This window comes from Ruegeria sp. CL6 (assembly GCF_056536465.1).
Map to the genome: position 1 here is coordinate 740,511 of NZ_JBQFPR010000002.1, position 18,451 is coordinate 758,961.

At 59.5% G+C, this 18,451-nt stretch carries 17 protein-coding genes; 7 read left to right on the plus strand and 10 right to left on the minus strand.

Annotated features, from left to right (window positions below):
• Nucleotides 1–40: 40 nt before the first annotated feature.
• Entirely contained in the window at nucleotides 41–940 is a 900-nt protein-coding gene (locus tag ACR0LH_RS08535) for a LysR family transcriptional regulator ArgP (protein ID WP_480720520.1), read from the plus strand.
• Here ACR0LH_RS08535 and ACR0LH_RS08540 read toward each other — a convergent pair.
• Together ACR0LH_RS08540 and ACR0LH_RS08545 are read right to left on the minus strand one after the other, a co-directional pair.
• Nucleotides 937–2,211 (minus strand): MFS transporter, encoded by a 1,275-nt coding sequence (locus ACR0LH_RS08540; protein ID WP_480720521.1) that lies wholly within the window; start codon nucleotides 2,209–2,211, stop codon nucleotides 937–939. The genes ACR0LH_RS08535 and ACR0LH_RS08540 overlap by 4 nt on opposite strands.
• A gap of 151 nt (nucleotides 2,212–2,362) precedes the next feature.
• Nucleotides 2,363–3,103: a YebC/PmpR family DNA-binding transcriptional regulator gene (locus tag ACR0LH_RS08545; RefSeq protein ID WP_170411159.1), complete on the minus strand. Its 741-nt coding sequence runs from the start codon at nucleotides 3,101–3,103 to the stop codon at nucleotides 2,363–2,365.
• A 110-nt stretch (nucleotides 3,104–3,213) separates the two neighbouring features.
• On the opposite strand from ACR0LH_RS08545, the gene ACR0LH_RS08550 reads away from it, so the two are divergent.
• The 4 genes from ACR0LH_RS08550 to ACR0LH_RS08565 all read left to right on the plus strand — a co-directional run bounded on the left by ACR0LH_RS08550 (nucleotide 3,214) and on the right by ACR0LH_RS08565 (nucleotide 8,340).
• Nucleotides 3,214–4,986, plus strand: coding sequence for an SLC13 family permease (locus tag ACR0LH_RS08550; protein WP_480720523.1), 1,773 nt, complete (start codon nucleotides 3,214–3,216; stop codon nucleotides 4,984–4,986).
• Between the two features lie 16 nt (nucleotides 4,987–5,002).
• Complete coding sequence (locus ACR0LH_RS08555; protein ID WP_480720524.1) at nucleotides 5,003–5,737, plus strand: glutamine amidotransferase; 735 nt, start codon at nucleotides 5,003–5,005, stop codon at nucleotides 5,735–5,737.
• A 72-nt stretch (nucleotides 5,738–5,809) separates the two neighbouring features.
• Entirely contained in the window at nucleotides 5,810–6,667 is an 858-nt protein-coding gene (locus ACR0LH_RS08560) for a bile acid:sodium symporter family protein (protein ID WP_480720525.1), read from the plus strand.
• Nucleotides 6,668–6,678: 11 nt separating this feature from the next.
• Entirely contained in the window at nucleotides 6,679–8,340 is a 1,662-nt protein-coding gene (locus ACR0LH_RS08565; RefSeq protein WP_480720526.1) for an FAD-binding dehydrogenase, read from the plus strand.
• Nucleotides 8,341–8,352: 12 nt separating this feature from the next.
• Here ACR0LH_RS08565 and ACR0LH_RS08570 read toward each other — a convergent pair whose 3' ends face one another.
• From ACR0LH_RS08570 to ACR0LH_RS08580, 3 genes are all read right to left on the minus strand, one after another.
• Complete coding sequence (locus ACR0LH_RS08570) at nucleotides 8,353–9,093, minus strand: YbaY family lipoprotein (RefSeq protein ID WP_480720528.1); 741 nt, start codon at nucleotides 9,091–9,093, stop codon at nucleotides 8,353–8,355.
• Nucleotides 9,094–9,191: 98 nt separating this feature from the next.
• A complete protein-coding gene (locus ACR0LH_RS08575) occupies nucleotides 9,192–10,970 on the minus strand; it encodes an SLC13 family permease (protein ID WP_480720530.1) in 1,779 nt (592 codons plus the stop codon).
• Between the two features lie 80 nt (nucleotides 10,971–11,050).
• On the minus strand, nucleotides 11,051–11,866 hold the full coding sequence (locus ACR0LH_RS08580) for a TIGR00282 family metallophosphoesterase (protein ID WP_480720531.1): 816 nt from the start codon (nucleotides 11,864–11,866) through the stop codon (nucleotides 11,051–11,053).
• An 88-nt stretch (nucleotides 11,867–11,954) separates the two neighbouring features.
• On the opposite strand from ACR0LH_RS08580, the gene ACR0LH_RS08585 reads away from it, so the two are divergent.
• Nucleotides 11,955–12,182: a DUF333 domain-containing protein gene (locus ACR0LH_RS08585; protein ID WP_170384547.1), complete on the plus strand. Its 228-nt coding sequence runs from the start codon at nucleotides 11,955–11,957 to the stop codon at nucleotides 12,180–12,182.
• 8 nt (nucleotides 12,183–12,190) lie between these two features.
• Here the strand turns inward: ACR0LH_RS08585 and ACR0LH_RS08590 are convergent, their stop codons facing one another.
• Together ACR0LH_RS08590 and mgtE are read right to left on the minus strand one after the other, a co-directional pair.
• Nucleotides 12,191–12,754 (minus strand): 5-formyltetrahydrofolate cyclo-ligase, encoded by a 564-nt coding sequence (locus ACR0LH_RS08590; RefSeq protein WP_480720532.1) that lies wholly within the window; start codon nucleotides 12,752–12,754, stop codon nucleotides 12,191–12,193.
• Nucleotides 12,751–14,145 carry a magnesium transporter gene (gene mgtE, locus ACR0LH_RS08595; protein WP_170484011.1) on the minus strand — a complete coding sequence of 465 codons (1,395 nt, stop codon included), beginning with the start codon at nucleotides 14,143–14,145 and terminating at the stop codon, nucleotides 12,751–12,753. Before mgtE ends, ACR0LH_RS08590 begins: the two co-directional genes overlap by 4 nt.
• A 140-nt stretch (nucleotides 14,146–14,285) precedes the next feature.
• On the opposite strand from mgtE, the gene guaD reads away from it, so the two are divergent.
• Entirely contained in the window at nucleotides 14,286–15,575 is a 1,290-nt protein-coding gene (guaD, locus tag ACR0LH_RS08600; RefSeq protein ID WP_170803679.1) for a guanine deaminase, read from the plus strand.
• Between the two features lie 68 nt (nucleotides 15,576–15,643).
• Here guaD and ACR0LH_RS08605 read toward each other — a convergent pair whose 3' ends face one another.
• From ACR0LH_RS08605 to ACR0LH_RS08615, 3 genes are all read right to left on the minus strand, one after another.
• Entirely contained in the window at nucleotides 15,644–16,978 is a 1,335-nt protein-coding gene (locus ACR0LH_RS08605; protein ID WP_480720533.1) for an 8-oxoguanine deaminase, read from the minus strand.
• 115 nt (nucleotides 16,979–17,093) lie between these two features.
• A complete protein-coding gene (hisN, locus tag ACR0LH_RS08610; protein ID WP_170548498.1) occupies nucleotides 17,094–17,885 on the minus strand; it encodes a histidinol-phosphatase in 792 nt (263 codons plus the stop codon).
• A 44-nt stretch (nucleotides 17,886–17,929) separates the two neighbouring features.
• The gene (locus ACR0LH_RS08615) at nucleotides 17,930–18,301 is read right to left on the minus strand and encodes a helix-turn-helix domain-containing protein (RefSeq protein ID WP_170384559.1); all 372 of its coding nucleotides are present in this window, start codon (nucleotides 18,299–18,301) and stop codon (nucleotides 17,930–17,932) included.
• Between the last annotated feature and the right edge of the window lie 150 nt (nucleotides 18,302–18,451).

Genomic DNA, 18,451 nt, shown 5'->3' on the forward strand with positions numbered 1-18,451 from the left:
CTATCAAATTAAAGATGTTGACCTCAGTTAAGTTTGACTAATGATACTCGACCCCAATCACCTGACCGCTTTGTCCGCCATTCTGCGTCACGGCAGCTTTGAGGCGGCGGCCTCGGACCTTTCGGTAACGCCGTCAGCCATTTCGCAGCGCATCAAAGCGCTGGAGGATCGCGTCGGTGCGGCCCTGATCAATCGCGGCGCACCTTGCACTGCAACGCCTGCGGGCCTGCGTATTGCGCAACATGCCGAAGATATCGGCTTGCTCGAGGCTAAACTCGCCCGCGAACTGACGCTGGATCAAGACTCTGGCCCTGCACGGGTTCGTATTGCCGTGCCCGCAGACAGTCTTGCGACGTGGTTCATTCCGGCAATGGCAGAAGCTGAGGGTCTGCTTTTTGATCTGGTCATCGACGATCAGGACTATTCGGCCGAATGGCTGCGGCGCGGGGAAGTCAGCGCGGCAATAACCGTTGGAGGGCAACCTGTTGCGGGGTGCGATTCCGTTGCCATTGGTGCACTAAGGTATCTGCCCACGGCCAGCCCGGAATTCCTGCATGAATGGTTCCCGGACGGGGTCAACGAAACCAGCCTGAGCCGCGCGCCATGCTTGACCTTCAACCGCAAGGACGGCCTGCAAAAAGCATGGATCGCGCAGCAGACAGGCCGCCGAATTTCGCCGCCTTCTCACTTTTTGCCTTCGTCGCAGGGGTTCGTCGACGCGGCAATCGCCGGACTAGGTTGGGGTATGAACCCGGTTGGCTTGGTCGAGCCTGCCTTGTCGGACGACAGGCTAGGCGTCCTCGTACCTGACGCACCGCTGGATGTCCCGCTTACGTGGCAGGTCGGGCGTATTCTGGCCCCAGCGTTGAAACCATTGACCACCGCGGTTCTTGGATGTGCTGAAAGCGCGCTGCTGCCCGTCAGCGAAGGCGATGGTTAGGACTGAACCGCTGCCTTGTCCTGGGGGATGGCAACACGGAAACACGCGATGGCTGCGAACAGGCTGACGATCACGATAAACAAGATCGCCCAGGCTACTTCGTGCATATGGGCGACCCCAGCTAGGGCGGACGAAAGGATAACCCCGGAAATTCGGCAGATGCTCTTGATCGCGGCGGCGCCTTTCACCCGCTGATCCTTGGGCGCAACATCAAGAAAATAAAGCTTGCGCGCGCCACTGATACCCGTAACGGCCACCGTAACAATGAACAGAGCAACGGCGTGCAAGTGAACGTCGTGATCCATCCCCAAATAGTGGACAGACAACAGCGCGGCACCTGTCAGGGCCACCAACAGATTTCCCGCCACCATGACGGTGCGATGCGATTTCATGTTCACCAGTTGCCACAACGGGGCCGATACAAGGTAGCCGGAAGCCGATGAGACGATCATTGCGGTCAAGCCCTTGGCGGACGTGTGATGCGCCTCGGCTGCGATCAAGGCAAAGAACGGGACAGAAAGGGAAACCGCGACAAGAGGCAAGCGCATGACAAGATAGCGGCGGAACCACGCCTCACCGAACATCGCAGCAATATCCGTGAAATTCTCAATGAACTTCCTCCGTTGTGCTGGTTTTTCTTTGTCGGTTCCTTTGCGCAGGGAATCGCCTTCGGCCATGGCCAGGATCGACAGACCCGACAGGACAAAGAAAGCAACCGATACGGCGATGATCGCAGAGTGACGTGAAAATGGCGGGTTCTGTTTCGTGACCTCGTGCACCAGCAGCGCCAGCCCTATGGCGCCCAACCCTCCGACGCCAAGCTGCAGATAGTGCATGACCATCCGGGACTTGGACTGCAGATGGTCGCCCAGAAGATCCGTGTACATCAGCGATTGAATTTCTTCGATCAGGCCGATCAGAAAGAACGCTGAAACAAAGGCCAAGGCTATCAACGGAACAATACCTGTCGCGGCGATCGCCAGCGCCATGACAAGACACGCCCCGATTGCGATTTCCGTCATGGCAATGCCACGCTTTTTGCGTTGCCGCGCAGAAATCGGCTGCGCCAGGAACACGTCGGAAATCATACTGCCGCACATCCGCACCGATACCAGCGCACCCGCGACAAACATCGGCAGTTCCAGCGAGACCGCCAGAAACGGGAAAACGATGGAAGGGCTGCCCAAGGTCCACGCAACCTGAGACAAAATACTCTGCCCGGCCAGAACAGGTATGTTTCTTTTCGCGGCGTCCGAGGGGCTTTTCGTCATGCACTCGTTCGTGTGAAGACCCTGAGCGGCCTTGGAAATCCGCCTTGGGATGATTGCGTTTCAACGCAGCTTACCGGGTATGGCGCAACCGGCCAAGCGAACAAAAAAACCCGGCCCTTGGCCGGGTTCTTGAAAGGTCTTGCAGATCGGATCAGAGCTGAGCCATGACCTCGTCCGATGCCTCGAAATTGGTTGTTACGCGCTGTACGTCATCGTCGTCTTCCAGCGCATCCACCAGCTTCATCAGCTTTTGCATGTCGTCCAGACCCAGCTCGGTGGTCGTGGTGGGTTTCCAGACCAGCTTGGTCGACTCGGTCTCGCCCAGTGCGGCTTCCAATGCGTTGGACACGTCATTCAGATCGGTATCGGCGCACCAGATGATGTGACCCTCGTCCGAGCTTTCGACATCTTCGGCACCCGCCTCAATCGCCGCTTCAAACACGGTATCAGCGTCGCCTACGGTTGCGGGGTAAACAACTTCACCCTTGCGTTCAAACATGAACCCGACCGAGCCGGTCTCGCCAAGGTTTCCGCCATTCTTCGAGAAGGTCGAGCGAACGGTCGACGCGGTCCGGTTCCGGTTGTCCGTCATCGTCTCGACGATCACGGCCACACCGTTCGGGCCATAGCCCTCGTACCGGATTTCTTCGTACTCGTCGCCTTCACCTGCGACAGATTTCTTGATCGCGCGGTCGATCACGTCCTTGGGGACCGAGTTCGACTTGGCTTCTTTGACGGCCAGACGCAGGCGCGGGTTCTTATCGGGATCGGGGTCGCCCATCTTTGCGGCGACGGTGATCTCTTTCGACAGCTTGGAAAACAGTTTGGACCGCGCGGCGTCCTGACGTCCCTTGCGGTGCTGGATATTGGCCCATTTGGAGTGGCCTGCCATGATGCGTCCTCGTGATAGTGATTGCGTATTCGGCGCTCATATAGACGTTTGCGGGCCTCGGGATCAAGAGAGCGGCTTGCGGGGTGGTCCCTTGCGGGTATGGTGTCGGCATGACGACAGATCAGATTATTCTTTTTACCCTTTTCGCCACTGTATTTGGAATGCTGCTGTGGGGGCGTTACCGTTACGACCTTGTGGCGTTTTCGGCCCTGCTGATCGGCGTCGTTCTCGGGGTCGTTCCGGTGGACAACGCCTTTGCCGGGTTTGGCCACCCGGCCACGATTATCGTGGCGCTGGTTCTTGTTGTGTCCGCCGGGTTGGTGCGGTCGGGTGCCGTGTTCATGATCACGCGCACCTTGGTCGACGCGTCGCGCGGCCTTGGTGCGCATATCGCCTTGATGGGCGGAATCGGGGCCGTTCTGTCAGCATTCATGAACAACGTGGCAGCGCTGGCCCTTCTGATGCCGGTCGACATTCAGACCGCGCGCAAAGCGGGTCGGTCAGTCGGGCTGACGCTGATGCCGCTCAGCTTTGCGACCATTCTGGGCGGCATGGCCACGCTGATCGGCACACCTCCCAACATCATCATTGCCTCGATCCGCGCTGAAACTCTGGGCGAGCCGTTCCATATGTTCGATTTCGCCCCGGTTGGCGGGCTGGCGGCCATTGCGGGCTTGGCTTTTGTCTCGTTGGTTGGCTGGCGGCTGATCCCCAATCGCGGCCCGCAAGAAGAAAGCACAGAGGCGTTGGCCGAGTACATTGCCGAACTGACAATTCCGCCAGACTCAGCCCATATCGGCAAACGGGTCAGCGAGCTGTATGAGGCCGCCGAAAAGTCGGACGTCGCCATCATCGGACTGATCCGCGACGGAAAACGACGATACGGCCGGTCGGCGCACGCGACCCTGCACGAAGGCGACGCACTAGTGCTTGAGGCCCGACCCGAGGCGCTGGACGAATTCCGTGCCGCGCTAAACCTGAACTTCTCGGACACGCGGCGACAGGAGTTGCTGACGGCCGAAGGCGACGGGCTGGAAGTGATCGAGGTCGTCGCCACCGAGAGCGCGCGCATCACCGGGCGTACCGCGCAAGGGTTGGGCTTGGCTTGGCGTCAAAGCACGGTTCTGATGGGTATCTCGCGCCAGGGACGCCGGATCACCGAGCAGGTTCGGAAAACGGAAGTCGAAGCCGGTGATATCCTATTGCTGCTCTGCCCCCGCGACCGGAGTGCGGATGTCACCGAGTGGCTGGGATGCCTGCCCTTGGCTGAACGCGGGTTGAACGTCACCGCCAATGACAAGGCTTGGCTTGCGATTGGTCTGTTTGCTGCTGCCGTAATTGCGGCCAGCGTCGGGCTGATCTACTTGCCGATTGCGCTGGGACTGGTGGTCGTTGCTTACGTTCTGACCAAGATCATGCCCATTGCCGATCTCTACAACCATATCGAATGGCCCGTGGTTGTTCTGCTGGGGTCGATGATCCCGTTAGGCAGCGCGCTCGAAACCTCTGGAGGTACGGAACTGATCGCAAACGGGCTGATCCAACTTACCGACGGAATGCCCGCATGGGCTATCCTGACGGTACTGATGGTCGTCACGATGACCCTGTCGGATGTGCTGAACAACACGGCAACGGCGATCGTCGCGGCCCCTGTTGGCATCCAGATGGCCCGCACGCTTGAGGTTTCACCCGACCCGTTCCTGATGACTGTCGCCGTGGCAGCCTCGGCCGCGTTCCTCACTCCGATTGGGCACAAGAACAACACGCTGGTGCTGGGTCCCGGCGGGTATCGCTTTGGTGACTACTGGCGCATGGGGCTGCCGCTGGAAATCCTGATCGTTGCGGTTTCGGTCCCGGCAATCCTTGTGTTCTGGCCGCTGTGACGGGTAAAGGCTGCGTATGAAACGATTTCTGATCCTGCAACTGCGCCCTGAAACCGATGCATCGGACGCTGAATATGCCTCGATTCTGGACAAGACGGGACTGATGCCCGACCAAACGCACCGTTTCCGGCTGGACCGCGAAAACCTGCCTGAGGGGTTGGACGTGACCGACTATGCAGGCGTGATTGTCGGCGGTGGCCCCGGTTGCGTTAGTGACGATCCGGCGACAAAATCGGCGGTCGACGCGCGGGTTGAGGCGGCGATCATGGGGCTGATGCCCCAGATCACCGCACAGGATCACCCATTCATGGGGTGCTGCTACGGTCTGGGGATTCTGGCGGCCCATCTGGGCGGAGAGGTCAGCAAGGATCGCTTCGGCGAACCCGTCGGCCCATCTACTTGCCGCCTGACGGAAGACGGAATGCAGGACCCGCTGACCTCGGGGCTAGAGCCAAATTTTGACGCCTTTGTCGGCCACAAGGAAGCTGTTCAATCCTTGCCCGAAGGTTGCGTGCACTTGTTGGCCTCGGACCCCTGCCCGTTTCAGATGATCCGTTGGGGTCAGAACGTATACGCCACTCAGTTCCACCCCGAAGCCGACGCGCGCGACTTTGAAGAACGGATCAATATCTATAAGCATCACGGCTATTTCCCGCCCGAAGATGCCCAGCGCCTGATCGACATCTGCCATGCGGCGGACGTCACCCAGCCGCGCGAAATCCTGCGGCGGTTTGCACAACGGTACGGATGACCCTACGGCGCTATTGCCTGATCGCGCGCCCCTCGCATAGGCTGCCCGGAACAGCTTTGGGAGGAGTTGTTCTTGGATCTCATAATAAATGTCGGCCTGCCCCTGTCGCTGGCCATCATCATGCTGTCGTTGGGCATCGGGCTGGAAGTCGCCGATTTTCGCCGTGTTCTAAGCAGGGGCTACCCGTTCGCGATCGGTGCCATTTCGCAGGTCATCCTGCTGCCCGTTGCCGCCTTTGCGACGGTAAAGCTGTTTGCCTTGCCGCCGGAAATCGCAGTCGGCTTTATGCTTCTCAGCTTTTGTCCCGGCGGGGTCACAAGCAATATCCTGTCCAAACTGGCCAAAGGTGACGTCGCCCTCTCGGTCAGCCTGACGGCGGTCATCAGCCTGTTGTCCATGCTGACCGTTCCCATTCTGGCCGCGTGGTCCATCGCCCACTTCATGGGAGAGGACGCGCCCGAAGTCTCGATCACCGGGCTGGCCATCGCCCTGTTCCTGATCACCACACTGCCCGTCGCCATCGGCGTGAGTATCCGACATTTCGCAACCGGGTTCGCTAGTCGTGTCGACGCCCCGTTGTCTAAACTGGCAACGATCCTGTTTGTCCTGATCGTCATTGCCGCGCTTGCAGGTAACTGGCAGTTGTTCGTGGACAATCTCAGCAAAATGGGCGCGGGCTTGATCACGCTGAATGTCGCCTTGCTGCTGATTGGTCTTGGATTGGCGCGCGCCGCCAACCTGTCGTGGAATGAAAGTAAGACGGTCTCAATCGAAACCGGCATTCAGAACTCGACCTTGGGAATAACACTGGCCGCGTTAATTACGGGCACGGAAAGCGGGTTTAGCCCACTTGCACTTCCATCCGCCGTTTACGGGATAACGATGTATGCGGTCGCCCTTCCCCTGATCCTTTGGTTCCGCCGCCGCTGAGAGGAGTTTTCATGTCCAACAATACTGCTGACGCCATTGTCGTCGGGGCTGGTCTGGCTGGTCTGGCCGCCGCAGCCGAACTGGGGGATCGCGGCAAGAAGGTGATCGTTCTGGATCAGGAGCCGCAACATTTTCTTGGCGGGCAAGCGTTTTGGAGCCTTGGCGGGCTGTTCATGGTCGACACGCCCGAACAGCGACGGATGGGAATTCGCGACAGTCACGAACTGGCCATGAGAGATTGGCTGGGCAGCGCTCAGTTCGACCGGGACGACGACGCCTGGCCGCGCAAATGGGCCGAAGCCTATGTCGAGTTCGCCGCCGGGGAAATGCGCCCTTGGCTGCATGACATGGGTTTGCGTTGGTTCCCGATCGTCGGCTGGGCAGAACGCGGCGGGTCTTATGCGGACGGTCACGGGAACTCGGTTCCCCGGTTCCACATCACATGGGGCACCGGTCCGGGCGTTCTGGAACATTTCATCCGCCGCGTGCAGGAACATGTCGACGCCGGTCTGATCGAGTTGAAATTCCGCCATCAGGTCAGCCACATCATCATGCAGAACGGATGCGCCAAAGGTGTCTCGGGCGAGGTTTTGGCCGATGACACCGCTCAACACGGTGCCAAAACCAACCGCGATGAAGTTGGAGAGTTTGAAATCTATGCCCCGTCCGTCATCGTCAGCTCTGGCGGGATCGGCGGTAATTTCGAGATGGTCCGCAAGAACTGGCCCCGCGACCGTTTGGGGGAACCACCGAAAGATATGGTTGCGGGCGTGCCCTTTCATGTTGACGGCCGCATGATCGCGATCAGCGAAAAGGCTGGCGGACATGTGATCAACGGCGACCGAATGTGGCACTATACCGAAGGCGTGCGAAACTGGAACCCGATCTGGCCGTCCCACGGAATTCGCATCCTGCCCGGCCCAAGTTCGATGTGGTTTGATGCACATGGAAACCGGATGAAACCCCCTAGCCTGCCGGGGTTCGACACGTTGGGAACACTGAAGGAAATCCTGAAAACCGGGTATGAATACAGTTGGTTTGTCCTGACCCAGAAGGTGATCAAAAAGGAATTCGCCCTCTCGGGGTCCGAGCAGAACCCGGACATGACCGAAGGCGGATGGCGCGAAGTGCTGTTGCAGCGCATATTGACCGGCTCGAAGGCCACAGCCCCGGTTGAGGCATTCAAGGAACACGGCGAGGACTTTATCGTCGCCAACACACTGACCGAGCTGGTCAGCGGCATGAACCAGATGGGCGGCGGCCTGATCGACGAAGCGCATCTGCGCGCCCAGATCGAAGCGCGGGACTCGCAGATCGACAATCCGTTCACAAAGGATGCGCAGATGGCGGCGATTCTGGCGGCGCGCAACTATCGCGGGGACCGCCTGATCCGCACCGCCAAACCGCACAAGTTTCTTGACCCGGCCAACGGGCCTCTGATCGCGGTCAAGCTGCACATTCTGACCCGCAAAACTCTGGGCGGTTTGCAAACGAACCTCGACAGCCAGATGATCGGAGCCGACGGTCAAGTCGTCCCCGGCCTATTTGCCGCCGGAGAGGTCGCCGGATTCGGGGGTGGAGGCTACCACGGGTACAATGCGCTGGAAGGCACGTTCCTAGGGGGCTGCATTTTCTCTGGCCGTAACGCCGGGCGCTCTAGGGCCGTCGCCTGACGGCCCCGGCTATCAAGTCGCCCGCGCGAACTGGATAACGGCCTGCCCTGCGCTGTCCAACAGTACAAGTGTGTCCCCTTTGAACGCATAGGCCGTCACGACTGACAGAGCCTTGAGGAACTCTCGCTCAATCTCATCCAACGGCGGCGGGCATGCCATCAGGGTCGCGGCCATGTTGTCCGGGAAATCAATCTGACTGCCGGTGATCTCGGCCTGACCCGTGAACCGGTTGCAGCCGCTGCTGCCTGAAAACGCCCCGCCTTCGGCAAAGTTCAGTTCCGGTCGCTTTTCTGTCTCGAACGGCTTGCCGTTCAGCCCGGTCGCCATCCACTTTGTGTTCTCTAACGTGGCAACCCCCTGTGGCTGGGCCTGAACCAGAACCAGATCGGTCGAGCTTCCCCCACCATTCGTTAGAACCGGATAGGCCGTATCCGTGGTGAACAGCAGCTTGTCCCCCTGAAAGATCGACCCGCGCACGACATACCGCATTCCGTCGCGGATCAGCGCGTCGTCATAGCTCAGCTCGAATTGGGCGGGCACTCCGGTCAGTGCGTAGCGTTTCGAGGACAGCGTCACCGACGGCGCATCGGCGCGCGAAACATCCTGCAACTGGACCAACAGGGTCGCATCAGGCGGAACCGCGATACGCTCGCGATAGGTGGCTGTGCCTTCAATCGTTCCGGCGCATGCGACGCCCCCCAGAACGGTGGACATGGCGACAACGGCCAAGGCAGAAGATCCGAGTTTGAGCATACGTTTGCTCCTTCCTGCAAAATCACTTTCTACAAAGATTGTAATAGAGGTCGATTTTACAAGGACTTCGCCGGAAAACCAGCGGTTATGCGCCGATGCTACAGAGGCCAGATCAGCGGGATCAGAAGCGACGCCAGCAAACCCACGGTCAGGTTCAGCGGGATACCCACCTTCATGAAGTCGACGAATCTGTACCCGCCCGGACCATAAACCATCATGTTGGTCTGATACCCGATCGGCGTCGCGAACGACGCCGAGGCCGCGACCATAACCGCAACGACAAGCGGGCGCGGGTCAATTCCAACAGCCTGCGCCAACCCAATGGCGATGGGCGTTACGACGACCGCAACCGCATTGTTGGACACCAGTTCGGTCAGCACCGAGGTCAGCAGATATACGGCCCAGATAATCAGGAAAGGCGGCAGCGCGCTTAGCCCTGGCGCAATGGCTTCGACGATCAGCGAGACTGCGCCCGATTTGTCCAACGCGGCACCAATGGCCAGCATGGAAAAGATCAGCGCCAACAAGCGGCCTTCGACAAAAGAAAACGCCTCGTCCGCGTCGATACACCGTGTCAGCAGAACCACAGCGACGGCAAGAATCGACAACAGCAGAATCGGAGCAACGCCCAGCGCGGCCAGCACAACGATACCTGCAAGCGCGCCGATCGCAATCGGCGCATGGCTGCGGCGGAACGCACGGGCGGAGGGCTGCGTGACATCGACCATGTCCATATCTGCCGCAAGCCGCTGAATATCCTCGGGCGACCCTTCCAGCAGCAGGGTATCACCTACCCGCACCACAAGCTCATCCAGTTGCCGCCCGATATTCTGGTTCCGGCGGTGCACCGCAAGCACATAAACACCATAGCGCCGCCGCAAGCGCATCGCGCCCAGCGTGCGCCCAACCATGCGGCAACCCGGAGTAATCAGCACCTCGACCGTTTTGGTTTCAACGGCAGAAACCTGATCCACGCGCTTCAGTTCCTTGTTGCGTTGTAGACTTAGCAACTCGGTCATTTGGGTACGCAGAACCACGCGATCACCCAATTTCAACTGGACCCCCTTGAGGTTCCGACGCAGCGATTCGTCGCCGCGGATGACGTCGATCAGGCGCACTCCGGGCCGTTTGAAAAGCTGAACGCCGGTGACTTCCCGGCCGATCAGGTTGCTTTCCGGGGGGATGACCGCCTCGGTGAAGAACTTCATTTTGGACCTGTCGCTTAGAAGCGAAGCCATGCTGTCCCGCTCGGGCAGTAAACGTGGCGCGACAAATCGCAGATACACCATGCCATAGATCACCAGCGCGATACCCAGCGGCGTGACCTCGAATATCGTGAACGGAGTCATGCCCTGCGACCGGGCCACACCGTCTACCAAAAGGTTGGTCGAAGTGCCGATCAAGGTCAGCGTTCCACCCAGAATGGCCGCATAGCTCAGCGGGATCAGCAGTTTCGAGGCCGGGACGTTAAGTGTCCGCGCTATCTGCACAAATACCGGGATCATCACGACAACGACGGGCGTGTTCGACACAACCGCCGACGCTAGTACCACGAAGGCCATGAGCAATCCGATAGCGATACGTGGGTTCACCTGCGCCTGTTTCTGGGCGGTCGATGTGAACGCGTCCAACGCTCCGGTCCGTACCAGCGCCCCCATGATGATGAACATCGCGGCAATAGTCCAAGGCGCAGGGTTTGACAGGACGGCCAAGGCGCTTTGGTACGGAAGGATGCCTGTCACCAGCATCACGGCCACGCCGCCGATGGCGACGACCTCGGTCGGGTAAACCTCTCGCAGGAACATGACAAACATGCCTACGACGACCAACAGCGCCAGTATCGCGCTTCCTGTTTCTGTCAGTTGGAGGAAATGCATTCTTGGTATTCTGTCCGAACCCTGGCTTGGCAAACGCGCCCGGCAAGCAGTTTCCCGCATTGCGCGGGTCAGAGCAAGCCTTACTGCGGCCCCGCCTGCTGTAACCGCCCGCCAAAGCGTACCATTTGGACAGATTTCGCCTGCCCGTTCTGATCATCGGTCTCGACAAACACGCCGCTGAGCGTCGCTTCCCCATTGGCCGGAGTGAATCTTGCCTTGGGCATACCGGTGATAAAGCGGCGCATGGGTTCCACCTTGTCCATGCCGATCACCGAGTCGTAGTCCCCGCACATACCCGCATCGGTCAAATAGGCCGTGCCGCCCGGAAGAATCTGCGCGTCCGCCGTTGGCACATGCGTGTGCGTGCCCACCACAAGGCTGGCGCGTTTGTCACAGTAGTGACCCATCGCCATTTTTTCCGAGGTCGCCTCACAATGCATGTCGACGATGATCGCCTGAGCCTGCCCACCGCGTGGATGGGACTTCAGGATCGGCTCGATGGCCGAAAACGGGTCATCAAAGGGCCGTTTCATGAACACCTGCCCCAGCACCTGCACCACCAGCACCTTGCGCCCACCCGGCGCGGTATACAGGCGATGCCCCCGCCCCGGTGCGCCTTTGGCAAAGTTTACAGGGCGCACAATGCGCGGCTCATTTTCGATGAACTGCAGCATGTCTTTCTGGTCGAACGCATGATCGCCCAGCGTCAGGCAATCCGCGCCCGCATCCAGCAGCAGCTTGGCATGATCCCCGCTCAGCCCCATCCCGTTCGAGGCGTTCTCACCATTGACCACGACAAAATCCAGCCGCCATTCGTCACGCAGACGCGGCAGATGCTGCTGAATGGCCGCGCGTCCCGCCCGGCCCATTACGTCACCCAAAAACAGTATTCTCATTCAAACCGTCCTAAGTGTGGCATCCGTCAAGCACAAGTGGTTAAACTGGCGCTATAAACTTACAAATCCTATTCCAAGGGAGATCTTTATGAACCGTTTCCTTATCTCGGCTGCAATTCTGACGCCACTTGCGGCCTGTGACCCTGTGCCAGAGCAATCAACAGAACTGGCAAATCCCGCAGCGACATTCTGTGTTGAAAGCGGTGGAACATACGAAATCCGTGACGGTTCCAATGGGCAAACCGGGGTCTGCATTCTGGCAGACGGTGGTGAAGTCGACGCCTGGGAATATTTCCGCGAGAACAACCCGGGGTAAGGCAGTTTTCAGGTCGGAAAGGTCAATACGCGACTTTCAGTAACGACCATGTCTAACGGCTGATCGGTTGCCTCAAGAGGCAGCCCGTCAGCCTCTTGCGCATCGAATGCGAAACCAATGGCCAGCGTTGGCCGCTTTGCCCGCAGCCCTTCCAGCGTGCGGTCATAAAAGCCGCCGCCATACCCCAGCCGCCCGCCTTGCGCGTCAAAAGCAACTAAGGGGACGATCAGGATTTCCGGCTCAAAATAATCATCGATCTCGGGCACTTTCGCGCCGAATGATCCGTCCTTCAATGCGCCCTCTGGCGTCCAGCGAGAGAACTTCAAAGGCTGCCCCGCGGCCTGTATGACCGGCACTCCAACCGGGCCATAAGCCGACGCTTCGGCCATCGCAGGCAGAGGGTCAATTTCTGTTCGGATCGGCATGTAACCAGACAGCGCCACGCCCCGGTGACCGGCCAGAACTTCGGACAGGCGTCCGGCGGCACCGGGCAAGCGTATGTCAAACGCTGCCTTGCGGCGTGCAAAAGCCGCCTTACGCGCGGCTGCTTTAACTTCGGTCAGATCGGTCACAATAGCACCACGCTGGCAAGTCCAAGGAACAGGAAGAACCCCATGACATCCGTTGTGGTTGTCACAAAGGTGCCGGACGCAAGCGCCGGGTCAGCGCCCAGACGGTCCAGCACCACCGGTACTACCGTACCGACGAAACCAGCGATGATCATGTTCACGACCAAGGCGGCCCCGATCACGACACCCAAGAGCGGCGAGTCGAACCAAAGCATCCCGACCGTCCCCAGCACGATGGCGAAACACAACCCGTTCAACATCCCCACCAGCAATTCACGACGGATCACCCGCAACACGTTCGACGGGGTCAGGTCGCGCGTCGCAAGCGCACGCACGGCAACCGTCAGCGACTGTGTTCCGGCATTGCCCCCCATCGAAGCCACGATCGGCATCAAGATCGCCAGCGCCACCAACTGGTCGATCGCCGCCTCGAATTGCGAGATCACCAGCGAGGCACAGATCGCCGTGCACAGGTTCACGGCCAACCACGGCAAGCGCCGCCTGCTGGTCGCTGCCACCGAGTCTGACAGCGAGCTTTCATCACTCACCCCCGCCAGGCGCAGGATGTCTTCCTCGTGCTCTTCGTCCAGAACCACCATCGCGTCGTCAATTGTGATGACCCCGACCAGCCGCCCGTCAGCATCCACAACCGGGGCCGAGATCAGGTGGTATTGGTTGAAAGCATAGGCCACGTCCTCCTCGTCCTGATCGACGGGAATTGTGTGAAATTCTTCTTCCGTGATGTCCAGCAATGGCACTTCGCGCCGCGCCGCCATCAGCTTGCCCAGCGTAACCTGAGCCGAGGGCTTCAGCCGGGGATCAACCAGCACGACATGATAAAACTGCTCGGGCAGACCATCATTGGCACGCATGAAGTCGATGGCTTGCCCAACCGTCCAATGCTCGGGCGCCATGACAACCTCGCGCTGCATAAGACGACCGGCCGAGTTTTCGGGGTAAGACAGCGCCTGTTCCGCCGCGATCCGCTCGGAATCCTCGAGCGCGTCCAGAATGGCCTCTTGCTGCGGTTCTTCGAGATCCTCCAACAGGTCAACGACATCGTCGCTTTCCATGTCGCGGACGGCCTCGGCCAGAACGTCCGGGTTGAGGATGCCGATGATTTCCTCTCGAACGGCCTCATCGAGTTCGGACAGGATATCGCCGTCAAATTCCTTGTCGTACAGCCGGATCAACCGAGCGCGGTCGTATGGATTGATCTGTTCAAGAAGGTCCGCGATGTCAGCCGGGTGCAACGGCTCCATCAGCTCGATCAGCTTGTTGCGGTCCTCGACGTCAACCGCATAAAGGATCGCAGCTACGGTTTTGCGATCCAGCGCATAGACGTCTTCTTCACTGCTCGTGTCGATTACGGGTTCATCAAAGCCTGTGGTCATGTCTGCCCCCGTTCCGTTCGGTCATTGCCCCCTAATTAGAAGAAGCAGCTACCGGAAAACAATGACAATGCGCCGATTTACCGGCAAGTTTCCCGCCCTTATGCTGTTTCACAGTCCCATACAGGCGGAGATGAATGAAAATGGCGCAAAAAACGCTGCTGAAAGGGCGTGTTCTAAGCTTCACCGGTTCCCCTTTTGAAGGAGAGCCGACCGACGCCGTCAAGATCAGCGAGGCCGTTCTGATCGAGGACGGCCGGATTTCGGCCGTTGCGGATGCTGACAGCTTGCGTTCCGCACATCCCGAGGCCACCGTGGTTGACCACGGCAATCATGTCATCATGGCTGGGTTCGTGGATGCGCATGTGCACTATCCCCAGACCGCAATGATCGCCAGTTGGGGCAAACGCCTGATCGACTGGCTGAACACCTATACTTTCCCCGAAGAGATGAAATTCGGCGATCCTGCCTATGCCTCGGAGATCGCGAACCGCTATCTCGATCTGACGGCGGCCCATGGAACGACGACGATGTGCAGCTTCTGCACCATCCACCCAGAAAGCGTCGATGCCTTTTTCTCGGCCGCGCAGCAGCGCAATCAGCGTGTGGTCGCGGGCAAAACCTGCATGGATCGCAATGCACCCGAGGGGCTGCGGGACACGGCGCAGACGGCCTATGATCAATCCCAAGCGTTGTTGGAGAAATGGCATGGGGTCGACCGCCTGTCCTATGCCATCACGCCCCGCTTTTCTCCGACGTCCACGCCCGAACAGCTTGAGGCGATGGGTGCGCTCTGGGCTGAGCACCCGCACTGCCTGATGCAAACGCATCTCAGCGAGCAGACCGACGAAATCGCATGGGTCCGCGAGCTGTTCCCCGAGGCGCGGGACTATCTGGATACGTATGAGAAATTCGGCCTGCTGGGATCGCACGGCGTCTACGGCCACGTCATCCATCTGGAGGCGCGTGAGCGCGACCGCCTGCGCGAAGTGGATGCAGCCCTGATCCACTGCCCGACGTCAAACACGTTCATCGGCTCGGGTTTGTTCGACATGAGCGGCCTGATGCAGGACGGCCACCGCGTTGGCTTGGCAACGGATACAGGCGGCGGGTCGAGCTTTTCCATGTTGCACACGATGGCTTCGGCCTACGAAATCGGACAATTGCGCGGCGCGCCTTTGCACGCGGCACAACTGCTGTGGTTGGGCACTGTTGGTTCTGCCCGCTCGCTGCGGCTGGATGACAGCATCGGCAACGTCGCACCGGGGATGGAGGCGGACCTGGTCGTTCTTGACCTGGCCTCAACCCCGGCGATTGCCCAGCGCGAAGCCTGCGCCGATGATCTTTGGGAGGCTATCTTCCCCACCATCATGATGGGCGACGACCGCGCCATTGCCGAGGTCTGGATCGGCGGTCGGGCCGTATCGGTTTGAAGGGAATGGGCCTATGGCCCATGCCTCCGGCGGGGATATTTTTGGCCAGATGAAGAACGGATCCGTGTCTAACCCGCCAAAGCGTGGGCGAGGCGGTTTTGGGTTTCGATGACTTTGGGCAGGTCGAGCGTTGTGATCTGCCCGTCGCGCACGATCTGGCGGCCCTCGACAAACAGGTGTTTAACTTTCGTCGGCCCGGCCAGCAGCAAGGCGGCCGGGTCCCAACTGCCGGCACTTTCGATGCCGCGCGTATCCCAGATGGCGATATCGGCGCGTTTGCCCGGTTCCAACCGGCCGCAATCAGGGCGGTTCAGCACATCCGCGCCGCCTCGGGTGGCGATTTCCAGCGCCTCGCGCGAGGACATAGCGTCGGCCCCGTTTGCAACCCGTTGCAGTAGCATGGCTTGTCGTGTCTCAAGGATCAGGTTTCCGCTATCATTGCTGGCCGACCCATCTGCGCCAATCCCAACGGGTACACCGCGATCTCGCATGGCCCGCACTGGTGCGATGCCGGACCCCAAGCGGCAATTTGAGCATGGGCAATGGGCCACCCCGGTTTGCGTACGTGCGAACAGGTCGATCTCGGCCCCGTCCAGCTTGACACAGTGGGCGTGCCAGACGTCAGCCCCGGTCCAGCCCAATTCTTCGGCATATTGCCCCGGTCGGCAGCCGAACTGCGCCTGAGAATAGGCGATATCCTCGTCATTCTCAGCCAGATGCGTGTGCAGCATCACACCCTTGTCGCGGGCCAAAACCGCAGAATCTCGCATCAGGTCGCGGCTGACCGAGAACGGCGAACATGGTGCCAGCCCGACCCGGCACATGGCTCCGTCAGAGGGATCGTGGAATGCGTCAACTACGCGGATCATGTCCTCGAGAATGGCGGCTTCGGCCTCGACCAGGGAATCCGGCGGCAAGCCACCGTCGCTTTCGCCTATGCTCATCGCGCCGCGCGTGGGATGAAACCGCATACCGATCTCGGCAGCCGCTGCGATGGTGTCGTCCAGCGTTGCGCCGTTCGGGTACAGGTACAGGTGATCGGAACTCAGGGTACATCCCGAGAGGGCAAGCTCTGCCAGGCCAATCTGCGCCGAGACAAACATCTCTTCCGGTCCAAACCGGGACCAGATTGGATAGAGCGTCTTCAACCAGCCGAACAACAACGCATCCTGTCCCCCCGGAACGGCGCGTGTCAGAGTTTGATACAGATGGTGATGTGTGTTCACCAACCCGGGGGTCACGACGCAACCCGACGCATCATGGATTTCACCACCCGTTTGCAGCGCGTGGCCGATCTGAGCAATCTGCCCGTCACGGATCAGGATATCCGCGCCCGAAAGCTCTTGGCGCGTGTCGTCCATCGTCAGGATGGTATCGGCATTTTTGATAAGGATTTCGGTCATTTCGCCCTCCTTGCACAAGCCCGTTTCATGCATGGAGTGCGAAGGCTGGCGGAAAACGGGCATAAGAACCAGCAGGGCGGAACTTACCCGACTGGTCCCACCACGGCAACAGGCTTCAATAGTCGCGCAGGATTTCCAAAGCTGCAGCGTGCAAGTCAGGATTTGCGGCGGCCAAAGCACGCCCACCATTGTGGGCAGCCCCGCCTTGCCAATCGGTGACAATACCGCCAGCGGCTTCGATCACAGCGATTGGTGCCTGTATGTCATAGGCGTTCAGGCCGGACTCGATCACCAGATCAACCTGCCCCGCGGCCAACAACGCATAGGCATAGCAATCCATTCCGTACCGGGTAAGACGTGCGTGTTGCGCGACGGCCTCAAAACCGGCCCGGTCCTGCAAAGAGCCCACTTCAGGGAAAGTGGTGAACAAGATTGCCTGATCCAGCGAACGTGTCGACCGCGTCCTGAGCTGCGTTGTCCCGGTTGGACCAATTGACTGAGCCACACCCGCAGAACCCACAAATCTTTCACCGATATACGGTTGATCAATGACGCCCATGATCGGCCCGTTTTGAGTGCTCAGCGCGATCAGAACACCCCAAGTCGGCGTACCGCTAATGAACCCCCGCGTCCCGTCGATCGGGTCCAGAACCCACGTTCGACCGCTGCGGCCTTCAACCTGCCCGAATTCCTCGCCGAAGATACCGTCTTCGGGACGGTGACGGGCGAGAACTTCCCGCATGACCTGTTCAGCCTCGCGGTCGGCAATCGTTACCGGGTCAAACCCGTCAGCCAGCTTGTTGGATGTTTCCAGGTCAGACTGCCTGAAATAAGGAAGAATGGCCTTGCGTGCTGCATCGGCCATTTCTTCGGCGACTTCCAAATCATTCAGCGTAGTATCCTGCATGCGCTACCCGTGCGGCGCGCACGCAACAGAGTCAACCCGCTATATTATGCGACATCGCTAAGAACCCGCGCCAGTTCAAACAGACGACGGCGTTGGTTTTCAGGGATCGCATAGTAAGACCGCACAAGGTCCAGAGCCTCTTTGTCCCCCATCAGGTCGGCAGGCACGGATTTCTTGCCAGCACTTTCTTTCTCGGCCTCCTCCAGACCTTCAAAGAAAAAGCTGACCGGTACATCCAATGCCTCGGCAATATCCCATAGACGAGACGCACTGATCCGGTTCGCACCCGTCTCATATTTCTGAATTTGTTGGAACTTAATACCAACCTGCTGCGCCAGTTGCTGCTGAGTCATGCCGATCAGCCAGCGGCGATGCCGGACGCGCTTGCCCACATGGACATCCACGTGATGAGTCATTGGTATTCTCCTCTCCTACACACAACCACAAGGGGCGCGCGACGGTTTTCACTGCCGCATCACTAGTGAGCTGTGCTTAACCACTCCCTAATTTGGAACATGCCCCCAAATCAGCACCATAGCGCAATATTGCTTCTTTTTGGTATTTTT

What these genes read in the sequence shown, in the direction of transcription:
- ACR0LH_RS08535 (WP_480720520.1), top strand. Translation starts at nt 41, where the DNA reads ATGATACTCGACCCCAATCACCTGACCGCTTTGTCCGCCATTCTGCGT.
- ACR0LH_RS08540 (WP_480720521.1), bottom strand. Translation starts at nt 2,211, where the DNA reads ATGACGAAAAGCCCCTCGGACGCCGCGAAAAGAAACATACCTGTTCTG.
- ACR0LH_RS08545 (WP_170411159.1), bottom strand. Translation starts at nt 3,103, where the DNA reads ATGGCAGGCCACTCCAAATGGGCCAATATCCAGCACCGCAAGGGACGT.
- ACR0LH_RS08550 (WP_480720523.1), top strand. Translation starts at nt 3,214, where the DNA reads ATGACGACAGATCAGATTATTCTTTTTACCCTTTTCGCCACTGTATTT.
- ACR0LH_RS08555 (WP_480720524.1), top strand. Translation starts at nt 5,003, where the DNA reads ATGAAACGATTTCTGATCCTGCAACTGCGCCCTGAAACCGATGCATCG.
- ACR0LH_RS08565 (WP_480720526.1), top strand. Translation starts at nt 6,679, where the DNA reads ATGTCCAACAATACTGCTGACGCCATTGTCGTCGGGGCTGGTCTGGCT.
- ACR0LH_RS08570 (WP_480720528.1), bottom strand. Translation starts at nt 9,093, where the DNA reads ATGCTCAAACTCGGATCTTCTGCCTTGGCCGTTGTCGCCATGTCCACC.
- ACR0LH_RS08575 (WP_480720530.1), bottom strand. Translation starts at nt 10,970, where the DNA reads ATGCATTTCCTCCAACTGACAGAAACAGGAAGCGCGATACTGGCGCTG.
- ACR0LH_RS08580 (WP_480720531.1), bottom strand. Translation starts at nt 11,866, where the DNA reads ATGAGAATACTGTTTTTGGGTGACGTAATGGGCCGGGCGGGACGCGCG.
- ACR0LH_RS08585 (WP_170384547.1), top strand. Translation starts at nt 11,955, where the DNA reads ATGAACCGTTTCCTTATCTCGGCTGCAATTCTGACGCCACTTGCGGCC.
- mgtE (WP_170484011.1), bottom strand. Translation starts at nt 14,145, where the DNA reads ATGACCACAGGCTTTGATGAACCCGTAATCGACACGAGCAGTGAAGAA.
- guaD (WP_170803679.1), top strand. Translation starts at nt 14,286, where the DNA reads ATGGCGCAAAAAACGCTGCTGAAAGGGCGTGTTCTAAGCTTCACCGGT.
- ACR0LH_RS08605 (WP_480720533.1), bottom strand. Translation starts at nt 16,978, where the DNA reads ATGACCGAAATCCTTATCAAAAATGCCGATACCATCCTGACGATGGAC.
- hisN (WP_170548498.1), bottom strand. Translation starts at nt 17,885, where the DNA reads ATGCAGGATACTACGCTGAATGATTTGGAAGTCGCCGAAGAAATGGCC.
- ACR0LH_RS08615 (WP_170384559.1), bottom strand. Translation starts at nt 18,301, where the DNA reads ATGACTCATCACGTGGATGTCCATGTGGGCAAGCGCGTCCGGCATCGC.